This is a genomic window from Synechococcus sp. KORDI-100 (assembly GCF_000737535.1).
Lineage (GTDB): Bacteria > Cyanobacteriota > Cyanobacteriia > PCC-6307 > Cyanobiaceae > Parasynechococcus.
Genome location: NZ_CP006269.1, coordinates 309408 through 323417 on the forward strand (window position 1 = coordinate 309408; position 14010 = coordinate 323417).

12 protein-coding genes are annotated in these 14010 nt (G+C 50.6%); 5 read left to right on the forward strand and 7 right to left on the reverse strand.

The annotated features are described in order from the left end of the window. The first annotated feature begins 10 nt into the window (after positions 1–10). A complete protein-coding gene (locus tag KR100_RS14700; RefSeq protein ID WP_162176462.1) occupies positions 11–1105 on the forward strand; it encodes a glycosyltransferase family 9 protein in 1095 nt (364 codons plus the stop codon). Here KR100_RS14700 and KR100_RS01485 read toward each other — a convergent pair. The 3 genes from KR100_RS01485 to KR100_RS01495 are packed head-to-tail and all read right to left on the reverse strand — an operon-like array spanning position 1089 to position 3675. Further along, the gene (locus KR100_RS01485; protein ID WP_162176463.1) at positions 1089–2000 is read right to left on the reverse strand and encodes a DUF5672 family protein; all 912 of its coding nucleotides are present in this window, start codon (positions 1998–2000) and stop codon (positions 1089–1091) included. The two genes, KR100_RS14700 and KR100_RS01485, sit on opposite strands and share 17 nt — an antisense overlap. 2 nt (positions 2001–2002) lie before the next feature. Further along, entirely contained in the window at positions 2003–2914 is a 912-nt protein-coding gene (locus KR100_RS14705; protein WP_239420370.1) for a hypothetical protein, read from the reverse strand. Next, positions 2881–3675, reverse strand: coding sequence for a sulfotransferase (locus KR100_RS01495; RefSeq protein WP_162176464.1), 795 nt, complete (start codon positions 3673–3675; stop codon positions 2881–2883). The genes KR100_RS14705 and KR100_RS01495 overlap by 34 nt, the downstream gene beginning before the upstream one ends. A 121-nt stretch (positions 3676–3796) precedes the next feature. On the opposite strand from KR100_RS01495, the gene KR100_RS15230 reads away from it, so the two are divergent. The 3 genes from KR100_RS15230 to KR100_RS15235 all read left to right on the forward strand — a co-directional run bounded on the left by KR100_RS15230 (position 3797) and on the right by KR100_RS15235 (position 9825). Then, positions 3797–5110: a glycosyltransferase gene (locus tag KR100_RS15230; RefSeq protein ID WP_081858837.1), complete on the forward strand. Its 1314-nt coding sequence runs from the start codon at positions 3797–3799 to the stop codon at positions 5108–5110. A gap of 33 nt (positions 5111–5143) precedes the next feature. Then, a complete protein-coding gene (gene secA / locus KR100_RS01510; protein ID WP_038542627.1) occupies positions 5144–7945 on the forward strand; it encodes a preprotein translocase subunit SecA in 2802 nt (933 codons plus the stop codon). Between the two features lie 209 nt (positions 7946–8154). Then, positions 8155–9825 (forward strand): sulfotransferase, encoded by a 1671-nt coding sequence (locus KR100_RS15235; protein WP_255347507.1) that lies wholly within the window; start codon positions 8155–8157, stop codon positions 9823–9825. Here KR100_RS15235 and cysE read toward each other — a convergent pair. Both cysE and KR100_RS01525 read right to left on the reverse strand, forming a co-directional pair. Continuing rightward, complete coding sequence (cysE, locus tag KR100_RS01520; protein WP_038542631.1) at positions 9776–10525, reverse strand: serine O-acetyltransferase; 750 nt, start codon at positions 10523–10525, stop codon at positions 9776–9778. The genes KR100_RS15235 and cysE overlap by 50 nt on opposite strands. A gap of 10 nt (positions 10526–10535) precedes the next feature. Continuing rightward, a complete protein-coding gene (locus KR100_RS01525) occupies positions 10536–11534 on the reverse strand; it encodes a GntR family transcriptional regulator (RefSeq protein ID WP_038542633.1) in 999 nt (332 codons plus the stop codon). 49 nt (positions 11535–11583) lie between these two features. Between KR100_RS01525 and KR100_RS01530 the strand changes: the two genes are divergently transcribed. Beyond that, positions 11584–12384, forward strand: a complete 801-nt coding sequence (locus KR100_RS01530; protein WP_369793814.1) for a dienelactone hydrolase family protein — start codon at positions 11584–11586, stop codon at positions 12382–12384. Here the strand turns inward: KR100_RS01530 and infC are convergent. Continuing rightward, the gene (gene infC, locus KR100_RS01535; protein WP_038547620.1) at positions 12381–13034 is read right to left on the reverse strand and encodes a translation initiation factor IF-3; all 654 of its coding nucleotides are present in this window, start codon (positions 13032–13034) and stop codon (positions 12381–12383) included. The two genes, KR100_RS01530 and infC, sit on opposite strands and share 4 nt — an antisense overlap. Before the next feature lie 57 nt (positions 13035–13091). Continuing rightward, positions 13092–13988, reverse strand: a complete 897-nt coding sequence (miaA, locus tag KR100_RS01540) for a tRNA (adenosine(37)-N6)-dimethylallyltransferase MiaA (protein WP_038542636.1) — start codon at positions 13986–13988, stop codon at positions 13092–13094. Positions 13989–14010 lie beyond the last annotated feature (22 nt).

Genomic DNA, 14010 nt, shown 5'->3' on the forward strand with positions numbered 1-14010 from the left:
ATCTCCCCATTTGATCGTTCTGGGCTCATGTAAGGTTGGCAATTTTGTTGTTAGTACTCCTGTTTTAAGAGGTTTGAAAGCCCGTTTTCCATCCTCAACTCTTGGTTTTGTTGGTTCTGAGGTTACACGCGACTTCGAGCTAGCTATGGATCAAATTGATTGGCGAGAAAGTTGGGATAGAAATTACTCTGGAGCTGCTTCTACTCTATTTTGTTCGATTGAAGAACATATTTCTTCGCATGGTTCTGTTGATCTTGTGATTAATCTCGATGGATTCAATCCCGTGACATGTGTTTTGGCAGCCTTACTTCAACCAAAGTATGTTCTAGGCGGATCATTAGATTCTGATTTGCGTCGTTCTTTGCCATGGGGTGAGTTGTCTGCACAGAAGTTTCTTGCAGACAACGATTGGGATAGCTCTGATTTTCTTGCTCGTTATCATGGGTTTTTTAGTTCAAACTATATCGGTGAATTATTTGTTAAATTGGCTTTCGTACAAGAATATGTCGATTCTAGCGATATTATTCTTCCTTTTGTGGCTCCAAATTTTACTGTTCCAGACGTACTTATACACTGTACTACTGCACGTTCTGCAAAGATTTGGCCCTTTGCGTATTGGAAGATTGTTATTGAGTTTTTGGAAGGGAATGACATGACCATTGGCTTAGTTGGTAGTCCTCCCAGGTTGCAGACTGAGACCTATAATTCTGGAGATGGAGAAGAGTTTCTTTTAGCGAATAGTTCTTTAATTGATCTACGTGGTAAGACGTCTTTAATCCAATTGGCCGGCGCTTGTCGTGCTGCTCGAGCTGTTATCAGCGTTGATGCAGGACCACTGCATATTGCTGCTGCAGTAGGCACTCCAACCTTTGCCATTGTAGGTAATGATAGTGACGCGATTGGTGCAAGTCCGATTAGGTTATGGATGCCACGTTGCGATAATGTTTCTCGCTCAGTCTCGCCATATACTTGTGATCGATGTGCATCTAACCATTTTCGTAACGACGAATGTCTTGTAGACGGTCATCCTTGCATGTCAATGATGTTACCAAATCAGGTGATTAATTGGTTGATCAATACATTCTCACTCATACAGGAATCATAGATAATAATGTTTTTATATGGTTTTCAAAATGTATCGCCATCTCTTTGCTTTTGAAATATTTCCAACATGCGTGATTTCCGATAGCCTCCTCGTGAAATTTTGCTTCACATGCAAAGCTTTGCGCAATCTCTATTGGAGTCGATTCGAATATTTGGTTGATGTATCTACTAAAAAATAAATCTTCGGGTTCGTTGTCGTCTGTTTCTTTACCAAATTTTCCGATTAATTTCTTCATTGCATCTCTGTGTCTAATTGATAAGCCTCCATTACCAACAAGATTTGGATATAAAGATTTATTGGGTTTGTTATGTACCGCGGATTCGTACTTGTAAAAGTTCTTGATTTCGCGATATTTATTTCTTTCGCTGTAAATTTCTATAATCTGCGAAGGTATGAAGGGAGCGCCTAGATATGGCAGTTCAAAATAGAATTCTTGAATTGGCTTGATAATTAATGCGTCTGTTTGACTAATAAGTAATTTATTCTCGTCAAAGTAATTCCAGAACGATCTGTCTTTGAGCATTTTGCTGTATTCATATATATTATCAATTCTAAAGGATTCTTTGATTTGCTCTACTTCGATAATGTCAACGTGAATTTTTTCTCCAAGCTTGCCGATCGTATCTTGTGCTGAGCTTTTACTTTGATTATCGCAGACTGCATAAATATGTGTGCCTACGGGACACATCGTAGCTGTGTTAGCGATTGTAAAAAGCCATTGGCTATTGATTCTATTGTCGATAATGATCGCACCATATTCGTTATATCCTTTTATTTTAGCATCTGCTTGAAAATCAATATGTGGGAATAATTGATCGAGAGAAAAAACGCAATGATTGATAAATAGCCTTTCTCTATAGTCTATGATCAGCTTGTGTTTGCTCTCTTTGTCCATCATTATTTTCCCAGAGTTGTAGTTTCGAAACTATGTCTTTGCCATAGGTTGTCTTGATGACGAACCATTAGGAATCGGTAATGCTCTGGTACTGGCTTCATAATTTTAAAGACTGGTAGTAGTAATCCGCTTGCAGCTTGCTCTAGAGGCCCTGAAAGTGTAAAGTCAGATACCCAATTCTTTTCTGTCCAATAGTCTCTTAGCTTGAGTGCTTGATGTTGTGTTAGGAAATAACAGCCTGAATGAGGGTTGGTTGCTCTATAAAACTGTTTATCACCAAGTGGCCACGGGATCGTGATCTTTTCACCCGTATCCCAGAATAAATCTGGCCGTCCACCATCTGGATCTCCAGAAAGGATGACATCTCCACGTCCTGGAATTGTTTCGCATCGATGTGGCAAAAACGACAAGCTACCACCACTGCCATTGATCAAGTAATGAATTTTTTGAAAGAATTCTGTGTCTTCAATAACTAAATCATCCTCCATGTAGCAAATCATGTCATATTCGTGGGCTTGTTCAATGATACTTCGTGAGGCAACCATTGGCATTTGCTTGGCATCCTCTAGTTCGATGTTTACGATATTAATTGCTTTATTCTCTATTAGATTCACTGCTAAACTTTTTCTCAAGTCTGTATAGACTTGGAACGTTAGATCGACTCCCATTGGTGACGTTAAAGCGCGAGTAGTTATTTGCTTGCGAAAGCCTAAGGATGCGTGGATCCAATGTTCTCTTTGATGTCTTATGCGGTTTCCTTCAGTCGCCAGTGCTAACGCGTTTGTTTTTAGCTTGCGCTTACTTTCACTTTCTGATGAATAGACTGAATCTTTTTTTGGAGAAAAAATGTGTGGGATTCCTATTAATACTTTCATCGTCTTTAACTTAGTGAAAGCCAGTCTTTGCAGTCCCAATCTAGCATTTTTTCGATGGCTTCAATTTCCTCTCTGTAAACGTCCTTAAGTGAATTGAGTGTTGCAACTGGCGCTGTATGTGGAATCAAGTTTTCCAGGCCTGCTTTCTTTCCCGCGTGACTAATCTCTGCTCGCCATGACGGTATGTGAAGTTTTTGTAGAATTTTCTGTGGCGAAACTCCCAGAAATTTGTAGGTTTTATTCAATACAGTTTCTGGTTGGTCTATAAGGTCATCTTGCTTGATGATCAACATTTGATCTCTGGGAAAAAATTGCCAGGCTCTTCTTAGTTGTTCAGTATAAAATCCTCTGCTGAGATAGGATTTAACTCTATCTTGAAGCGGTAACGCACCTCTGCACCGGATTTCTTCTTGAGCCAAACTTAAGGGAAGCTCATCTGTTTCTCTTCCGCGAAGGCGTTCCATTCTCCAATTTGCGTATGCTCTCGTGATTGGGTTCCTTAGGATTGCAATCAAACGCATTTCTGGGTTGTACTTCCATATTCTTTCGATCGCTGGCTTCCACCATAAGCTGACAGGTGTTGCCTCTCCCATTACTTTTGTTTGCTTGCTTGGTATGAAAAAATGTTCTATCTCGTTGTCAATTTTATTAATTCCCTGATCGCTCCAATCTCTTGTTTCATTGTCGAAGAGATGGAGCTCTTTCGTTTCTGCGATTGAAATTTCAGGATGGCACCCTAGATAACTGTGAAAAGCGCTAGTTCCACTCTTTTGAGCGCCACAGATGACGAAGTTCATCATCGCCTGCATTGTTCCTTGTCCTGATCTAATGTATTGTATTGCATTTATCCGCAACTTCAACGTTCATTGATGGCCTGTCAGTGATCTTGCTATGTCAGATATCCTCTCTTGAGGCACGCTCATGATTGATCCTCGGCTTTCAGGTCCCCCTGAATCTTTAAATCATGTTGTTCAAGTTTTGAATTTATGGAGAAGTGCTGATCAGTCTTCTGCTTTGCACTATATAGATCAACTTAGTCCTATTGAATTTGAAAAATCAGCTCTGCTTTTTGAGTTAAGATGTCGTTGTCATGGCTTTGTTGGTCCACGTCTTCTCGTTGATGGTCTTTGGTTTGTTCGATCTTATGGCGGTATATCTAGGGTTTGGGAGCAAATTTTGCAAACCTTGTCCATCCCTGGAATGTGCTTTCCGGACGCTCCTGTCTCCATTATTGATCGCCATTCATGTCTAGCTATTTCTGATCGCTTTCCTCAGATGATTGGCTCAAGTGTTGATCCTCTTAATTGGTGTTTACTTCCAGCTGTCTCTGATGAAAATAGTGTTCTTTGTTCCCAAAACGGCGCTGATGTCTTTGTCTCCAGTTGGATTAGCTCTTCTGGCCACAAAAAACCTGTATGCAGCGAGTTGGCACTTGTTCATGATTGCATTCCTGATCGAATGCCTGATCTTGATCCATCTCTCAGGAGTTTGCGTCGACGCTGGCTAGTGGGCGCATCTGATCATTTGGCTGTCTCTGCCTCGACCGCAGCCGATCTATCTCAAGTTCTAGGCCATCAATCTTCTTTTTGTTCGTGGTGTCATCCATGTACGATTGATGGTTTTGATAAGTCTTTCCCTTCTGTAGAGATTCAGTCTCAACTTTTTGCGCAGCTTGATCTCCCCGCTCCCTATGTTTTGTTGCCGGCTACTGCTGGTATTGGAACCTACAAAAATCCAGAACTTCTTTTATCGGCATTGTCTGATTGTCGCCTTGGGCAGGTTCATCTTGTGTTGTGTGGACGTTCCTCTTTGAGACATGTGGATTCGTTCTGTCGTTTTCATCCGTCACTGGAAGGCAGGGTTCATGGACGTGTTTTTAACGATTTTGAACTTCGGCTGGCTTATCAAGGTGCTCTTGCTGTTGTTGTGCCCAGCCGATTTGAGGGTTTCGGCCTCCCGGTGATTGAGGCACTTGCTGCGAATAGCGTTGTGATTACCACCGATGTTCCTGGTCTTCGGGAGGCAGCTTCTGGAGCCGTCCCAACTGTCGGCAGCGGTGACCCCCAAGCTTTAGCTGATTGGCTCTCGCTTCTCCTCGATCCAAGCTCATTGGCCTGGCTTCGTCGCCACCTCGAGCGACGTCGACGTCGACGAATGTCCCAGCTCCACCCGGATCTCTTGGGCTTGTCCCTTTTATCCAAAGCAAGACGTCTGGCTTCATCCCTGTCTCGGTAGGCTGCTTTAACGATTTCGGTAGCTCCTGTCACCATGCTCAAGCTCCTGCTGGGTGATCCCAATGCCCGCAAGCTGAAGCGCTACCAGCCGATCGTCACAGACGTCAATGTCCTGGAGGAGGACATTGCTCCTTGGAGTGACGACGACCTACGTAGACGTACTGCTGACTTTCGTGAGCGTCTGGCCAACGCCGGTACTCTCGAGAATCAGCGGCCCGTGCTGGATGAAATCCTCCCCGAGGCGTTTGCAGTGGTACGGGAAGCAGGCAAGCGCGTTCTAGGCATGCGTCATTTTGATGTGCAGCTGATCGGTGGCATGGTTCTGCATGAAGGCCAGATTGCCGAAATGAAGACCGGTGAGGGTAAAACTTTGGTGGCCACCCTTCCCAGCTATCTCAACGCGTTGACGGGGCGTGGTGTTCATGTGGTCACAGTCAACGATTACTTGGCGCGACGTGATGCTGAGTGGATGGGCCAAGTTCATCGTTTTCTGGGCCTATCCGTTGGCTTGATCCAACAGGACATGCGGCCTGAGGAACGTCGTCTCAATTACGCCTGCGACATCACCTATGCCACCAACTCGGAGCTTGGTTTCGACTACTTGCGGGACAACATGGCGGCGGACATCAGCGAGGTGGTGCAACGCCAGTTCCAATATTGCGTGATAGATGAAGTGGATTCGATCTTGATTGATGAGGCTCGAACGCCGTTGATCATTTCTGGCCAGGTTGAGAGGCCTCAGGAGAAGTATCAGCAGGCTGCCGAACTTGCTAATGCCCTTGAGCGTGCCGCCGAAATGGGTAAGGACGGCATTGACCCGGAAGGTGATTATGAGGTAGATGAGAAGCAGAGAAGTTGCACACTCACCGATGAGGGCTTTGCTAAATCTGAGCAGATCCTTGGTGTCCAGGATCTCTATGACCCTAAGGATCCTTGGGCTCACTACATCACGAATGCCCTAAAGGCCAAGGAGTTATTTGTTAAGGATGTGAACTATATCGTTCGTGATCGAGAAGCGGTGATCGTCGACGAGTTCACTGGACGGGTGATGCCTGGGCGTCGTTGGAGCGATGGCCAGCATCAGGCGATTGAAGCCAAGGAATCACTTCCGATTCAACCTGAAACCCAGACCCTCGCTTCAATCACGTATCAGAACTTTTTTCTTCTTTACCCGAGGCTTGCTGGCATGACGGGTACGGCCAAGACTGAAGAAGTGGAATTTGAAAAGACCTACAAATTGCAGACCACGATTGTTCCAACCAATCGGGTACGTGCCCGCCAGGATTGGGCTGATCAGGTCTATAAAACCGAAGCTGCTAAGTGGCGTGCCGTCGCCAATGAAACCGCTGAGATCCACAAGAAGGGTCGTCCGGTGTTGGTGGGAACAACTTCGGTTGAGAAAAGTGAGCTACTCAGTTCCCTGTTGGCTGAGCAGGAGATCCCTCACAACTTGTTGAATGCCAAACCGGAGAATGTGGAACGCGAATCTGAGATCGTTGCCCAGGCCGGACGGGCAGGCGCTGTGACGATTGCCACAAATATGGCTGGGCGTGGGACGGACATTATTCTTGGTGGTAATAGCGACTACATGGCGCGCCTCAAGCTGCGTGAGGTGTTATTGCCACGCTTGGTACGACCGGAGGAGGGTCATCGTCCTCCCGTTCCCCTGCAACGCAGTGCTTCAGCTGGATTTGCGGAGACGCCCATAGCTCTAGCTCCATCCCGCGTCAGCGACAGTCTTTATCCATGTTCATTAGCCGATGATACGGACCAGGTTCTTGGCGACCTGGCCCGAGGCTTGGTGAAGGCATGGGGCGATCGAGCGTTGAGTGTGATCGAGTTGGAGGAACGTATTGCGACTGCTGCCGAGAAAGCCCCAACGGACGATCCCCATATTCAGGCCCTCCGGGGTGCGATCGCGAGAGTTCGCTCTGAATATGACACCGTCGTGAAGCAGGAAGAAGAGCGCGTCCGTGATGCCGGAGGTCTTCATGTGATTGGGACGGAACGCCATGAATCCCGCCGGGTGGACAACCAGCTGCGGGGGCGCGCAGGTCGTCAGGGTGATCCTGGATCGACACGTTTCTTCCTATCTCTTGGGGACAATCTTTTGAGGATCTTTGGAGGGGATCGCGTTGCTGGCTTGATGAATGCCTTCCGGGTGGAGGAAGATATGCCGATTGAATCAGGTATGCTCACTCGCTCTTTAGAGGGTGCTCAGAAGAAGGTTGAGACCTATTACTACGACATCCGTAAGCAGGTATTTGAGTACGACGAGGTGATGAACAACCAGCGTCGAGCTGTCTATTCAGAACGACGCCGTGTCCTGGATGGACGGGCATTAAAAAAGCAAGTTATTGGTTATGGAGAGCGGACAATGAATGAAATCGTCGAGGCGTATGTAAATCCTGACCTTCCACCAGAAGAGTGGGATCTGGAGCAACTTGTTGGCAAGGTGAAAGAATTTGTTCATCTACTTGAAGATCTCACTCCTGATCAGGTGCAGGGCCTTGGAATGGACGAACTGAAGGCTTTTCTCCAGGAGCAGCTTCGTAATGCTTATGACATCAAGGAGGGCCAGATTGAGCAGCAGCGCCCCGGCTTGATGAGGGAAGCGGAGCGTTTCTTCATCCTTCAGCAGATCGATACATTGTGGCGTGAACATCTTCAGGCGATGGATGCCCTAAGAGAATCTGTGGGGTTACGAGGTTATGGTCAAAAAGATCCTCTCATTGAATATAAAAATGAGGGATATGATATGTTCCTCGAGATGATGACAAACATGCGCCGTAATGTTATCTATTCGATGTTCATGTTTCAGCCTCAGGTGCCTTGATTTCATTGCGTTGTTCAGTCTCTCAGTGCTGTTATCTGCATGATGAAACTTTGGTCAGAAGTCTTTTCTTTTATGTTTGTACCGGGTTTGCGGGTTTACAATGATGCTGTTGAGTTCGGCATATTTCTGAAGTTTCTTGGGCATCCAAATCGCACTGATTGAGTTTGGCTTTCATCGCTCCTCCACGGTTTTCGCTCTCTGTAGTGGTTGTGACTTACAACATGCGAAGGGAAGCCCCTCGCACGTTGTATACCCTTACCCCTTCTTATCAGGGTGTTTCCGGTGATCTGTTTGAAGTCATAGTTGTTGATAATGGATCACAATTTCCAGTTGGTCAGCATGCAGTGGAGAGTGTTGACTCAGGCTTTCGTTATGTCGAGCTTCCGCCCGGCAATCCATCTCCTGCAGCGGCCCTTAACCATGGTGTTGCTCTAAGTCGTGCACCTGCTGTCGCCCTCTTGATTGATGGCGCCCGCATGCTCTCTCCAGGGGTCATCCGCTATGCCCTGCAGGCTTTGCGGGTCCATGTTCGCCCGGTGATCAGTACGTTGGGGTGTCATCTCGGAGCGAAGCCCCAGCAGCAATCCGTGGCTGACGGGTATGACGCGGCGGCTGAAGATGCCTTGCTTGAGTCGGTGCCGTGGCAGCGCAACGGTTACCGCCTCTTCGACATTAGTTGTTTGGCTGAATCATCGAAGCATGGGGTGTTGTCTCCTTTGGTCGAGAGCAATGCGCTCGTGATGCCGCGCCAGCTCTTTGATGAACTCGGTGGTTTGGATGAGCGGTTTACGAGTCCAGGTGGTGGCCTGGTGAATTTGGATTTTTATCAGCGTGCGCTTGCGCTTCCCGATGTTCAGTTGGTGACGTTGCTTGGAGAGGCAAGCTTTCACCAGGTTCATGGAGGAGTGTCTACGGGAACGGAGAACCGCTGGCGTGAGATGTGTGACGAGTATCAGCGCATTCGCGGGATGGTTTTTGATCCTTATCCGAGGCCATGGCCGCGCAGCGACTATCTCGGACAACTATCTCGATCTTATTTGCCATGGCTGAAAAGGGCGTTGGTTCTAAGGCGTCGCTTCTATGCCGGTTTCGAGGGAAATCCTCACGTGGGTGAACATGCCCCCTCAAGAAAAAGCTTCGATCAAGCCACACGCACAGTTGTGGTGCTTGGAATGCATCGCAGTGGTACAAGTCTTCTTACAGGGACTCTTCAGGAAGCAGGTTTAAATCTTGGGAATGTTGTACATGCTGCGCCTCACAATCGTAAGGGAAACCGAGAGTCGATTGCAATCAGAACCTTGCACGAAGACCTCTTGCAGCGTTCTGGGGGCAGTTGGCATCAGCCACCAGATTCAGTGGAGTGGTCACCAGTGCATCAAGCCATGAGAGATTTAATTATCGCTCAGTTTCAAGGGCAGTCAGTTTGGGGATTCAAGGACCCTCGAACAGTCTTCTGTTTTGAGGGTTGGCTTGAGGTGTTGCCACAGATTCAAGTGGTAGCGATTGTGCGACATCCCGAATCGGTTGCGCGTTCGTTGCAAGCTCGGGATGGTTTTTCTCTTGATCAGGGATTCGATCTCTGGTTGCGTTACAACCTTCGCTTGAAATTTTGGTTGGAACAGTTGCCGGTACCACTTCTATACTTTGACGAAAATCTTTCCACTTTCCGGGTTCACGCTGCAAGCTTGATTGAACACTTGAAGTTGCCAAGACAATTAAGTGCTGATGATTTGAAATTTGGTGAAGCTTCTTTACAGCATCAGGCCCCTCGAGGCCTGACTCTTCCAACTGCTGTACGGGATCTCTTCGAAGCCTTGTGTGCTCGTTCCGTCAGCTCTTTTCCGACTCCCCTAAAAATTCCAAAATCTCCCGATCTTTGAGGCTTTGTGCCTCACCACTGAAGAGTTCCCGTGAATTATTCCCTTCTAGAGTCGTAATTAATAAACGTTGAAGATTTTCAACAGAATTTTCTAGCTCGTCAATTCGTTCCATCAGATTGCGGATCACATTCGCTTCCGCATCCGGCAGGGCTGAGTGGGCTAGGGGATTGATGCGCACACCGCTCTGGTGGATCACACGACCGGGGATGCCGACAACGGTGCAGTCTGCCTCCACATCCCTCACGACAACGGAGCCAGCCCCGATTCGGGTGTTGGCGCCGACTGTGATGGCACCCAGCACCTTGGCGCCTGCACCCACCACGACGTTTTGCGCCAGGGTTGGATGCCGTTTGCCTGATTCTTTGCCGGTGCCGCCCAGGGTGACCCCCTGATACAGGAGGCAGCGGTGGCCGATCTCTGCGGTTTCGCCGATCACCACGCCCATGCCGTGGTCGATGAAGACGCCGTTTCCGATCCTGGCGCCTGGATGAATTTCAATGCCGGTGATGCCACGTCCCAGCTGGCTGAGGCATCGGGCGACGAGCTTCAAGGGCAGTTTCCGTCTCCACAGCCAGTGACTCAGCCGATGCAGGCTGATGGCATGAAAGCCGGGGTAGCAGAACAGGATCTCGAGCCAGCCGCGAGCGGCCGGATCACGCTCGCGAATGATCGCCAGATCGGCGCGAATGTGATCGAGCATTGCTTGGGCGTCAGCTGGCGGCTGGGGTCTGCAAACCGATCTCCTTGCGGAGCTGCTCGATCGTATCGACGCTCAGGTAACTCTCGGCGCAGTGCACCTGGGGCATGCGCATCAGTTGTGAGCGGTTCTGGCGCAGGCTCTGTTCCACCAACGGCAGGCTGGGGCGATCGCAGAGCACATGGCTAGAAGCGCGCAGCAAGGCCAGCAGCCGGCTCCCCACATCCGGTGTGGCGGTCATCAGCAGGAGCTCATTGCCGCGCATGGAGTGCAGGATCACTTCAGCGGCCCTCAGAATCCCTGGGCTGATGCTCACCAGGCCCACGCAACTGCCAGGCCGCAGCTCCTTGAGCATGGCGAGTTCCTGACGGAAATCATTGAGATCCACGGCCACAGCACGCACGCCGTGGGCCTTGGCGAGCTCTTCGACAGGCTGAAGGAAATAACGGCTGGTCACGACAGTCCCGTTGCTGGAGCTTTCTAGGACGCTCTCCAGCTCTTCCATCGGGACGACTTCGACAGGCACGTCCAGACAGGGCACTAGCTCCTCTGCAATCAGCATGGAGGCTCCGATGTCTTCACGCGGAGTGCTCACCAGCACTCGTGCGCCGCAGCGGAGTCGCCAGTCGATCTCACGGGTGAGCATTTCGCGGGTCTGTTGCAGAGTGCAGCCCGCATTGAGCAGCCCATCAACACATTTGCGCACTTCCCGATCGAGATCGGTGACGCCGCGGTTGCGGATGTGGGGCGGAGTCCGGATTTCGCGGGGCTTCTGCTGATCGCGCACATAAATGCCTGAGCCGGCCATCGCTTCCACGACGCCATCCGTCTCGAGCTGCCTGTAGACCTTGCTGATCGTGTTGCGATGCAGGCCGGTCTGCATCGCCAGCTGACGGGTGCTGGGCAATCGGTGCCCAGGGGGATAGTGCCGCGCTGCAATTGCGAAGCAGATCTGGTTGTAAAGCTGGGTCGACGCCGGAATGTCGCTTTCCTGCTGGATGTGGAATCGCACGCCGGTAGGCCGGGTTGGAATGCGGCCACCCTAAGGACCGAATCGCCTGGTGACAATTGCTTCGGTGTCCTGTGAACTTGTGACAATCTCCAACTCCCTTGCCGGCCACTGGGTTGAGGTGCCGGGTCGTGATGTGCCACTGCGCAGCTGGTGGGCGGATGCTGACCAAAAAAAGCACGATATTGAATCAATAACGGTTCAGAACCGTGTCGTTATCGTGCTTCCCGAGGTTTTCGGCATCAATCGCTGGGTGCGAAGTGTCGCTGGGCGCATCGCTTCCTCGGGCGTGCCGGCGTTGGCGATGCCGTTGTTCGCCCGCACGGCTCCGAGCCTCGATCTCGGGTACAGCGATTCTGATCTGATCGAGGGACGCCGGCACAAGGACGCCACGACCACCGATCAGATCCGTGCCGATGTCAGTGCGTCGATCGCCTGGCTGCTCATTCGCTACCCGGAGGCTGTTGTCACGGTTGTTGGCTTCTGCTTTGGAGGCCATGCCGCGTTGTTGGCTGCCACCGATCCAAATGTGCACTCCAGCTTCAACTTTTATGGGGCCGGTGTCAGCCGGATGCGGCCGGGAGGCGGGTCGCCTTCATTGGACCTGCTGCCGAAGGTCAAGGGTCAATTGACCTGTTTGTGCGGAACGGCAGACCCCTTGATCCCAGCTGACCATCGCTCTGAGATCCAGACAGCGTTGCGAGCTGAGGATCCAAGCGGCTCGAGGCTGGCTTACGTCGAAGTTGCAGGAGCCGATCACGGCTTCATGTGCGAAGCCCGCAGCAGCTTTGACGCCCAGGCCTCACAACTCGGCTGGTCCCTTCTGTGGAGGGACCTCCAGACGCGTGCCTAGCCCTGTTTCGTCGCCACTTTGGCGGCCGTCGGTCGTGGCGGAGCAGGAATGGTGCGAACAGCCTTGGCTGCTGCGGTTTCTTTTTCCTCTTTCTTCACCAGAGGTGTTTTGCGAGGCGTCAGAAACATGATCATGTTTCTGCCCTCACGCTTCGGAGCCTGCTGAATTTCGGCTTTTTCTTCGAGATCCTTAGCCATCCGCCTCAGCAATGTTTCTGCCAGGGCGGTGTGCTGAATTTCGCGGCCCCGGAAAATCACGGTGCACTTCACCTTGTCCCCGGCCTTGAGGAAACGTTCGGCCTGGCCGATGCGAACGTCGTAGTCGTGTTGATCAATCTTGTATCGCATCTTCACTTCCTTGACTTCGGTCTGGTGCGACTTTTTCTTGGCTTCCTTGGCCTTTTTCTCCTGCTCGAACTTGTACTTGCCGTAATCCATGATCCGGCAGACCGGTGGGTCGGCCTTTTCACTTACCAGCACCAGATCCAGTTCACGCTCCTTGGAGACGTCCAGCGCTTCTTCGCGACTAATCACCCCGAGCTGAGTGCCGTCTGAATCAACGACCCGCAGCTGTGGGTAATTGATGCGCTCATTGATGTTGGGTAACTCCCGAACAGGAGCACGACGGTCAAAGCGGGGACGTGGAGCCATGCAGATCTTGTTTGGGACGGGCGTGGTTGTCTGCTTCAACTCACAGATCCACATCCTTCACCTTAGTTGTCGCTCGATCAGTGTCATCGCTTCTTTCAGAAGGTCTTCTCCAGCAAGCCAGCTGGGGTTGTGCTGGCGGCGAAACCAGGTGCGTTGGCGTTTGGCGAACTGCCGCGTGCGCTGGCTGGTGATTTCGATGGCATGCTCCCTGCTGATGGATCCTGCAAGGGCTTCCAGCGCCTCTCGGTAGCCGATCGTCTGCAACAGAGGCAGCCCCGTTCCATAGCGATCGGCAAGTGTTTGGGTTTCTTTGATCAACCCAGTGTCATAAAGCTGCTGGGTTCGTTGCTGGATGCGTTGTCGCAGATTGCTGGGATCAAGGCCGAGTTCAACCACGTTCCATGGAGGAGGACGCATGGAGGTCTGTTTGCTCATGGGTTGGCCAGTGGCGTAAATCACTTCCAGAGCCCGTTGGGTCCGTACGGCGTCGGCGGGAGCGATCTTTGCAGCGGCCACTGGGTCAGCTGCGTTCAGCAGCGGATGGCACACCATTTGGCCAATGTCAGAGAGCTGTTGTCTGAGCTGGGGTTGGGGCGGTACGGCTGGCGGCTTCAGTCCAGCTGTGATCGCTTTGAGGTAAAGACCGCTTCCTCCAACCAACAAGGCGATTCCCTGGTGTCTGAGTTGCTCGTTGATGCTGACTTCGGCTTCGCGTTGGAATTCCTGCAGGGTGATGGGCTGATCCGGTCGTCGCAGATCCAAAAGGTGGTGGGTGACCCTCGCGCGCTGGCTCGCCGTGGGCTTGGCCGTCCCTACGGTCATGCCTGTGTACAGCTGCCTGGAATCCACGTTGTGAATGGGGATCCCCAGACGCGTGGCGATGTCGATAGACAGAGCTGTCTTTCCGCTGGCTGTGGGCCCCAGAAGCACGATCACCAGTGGTTGGTCAGGCATCAGGGATGGTTAGGGGTTGCAC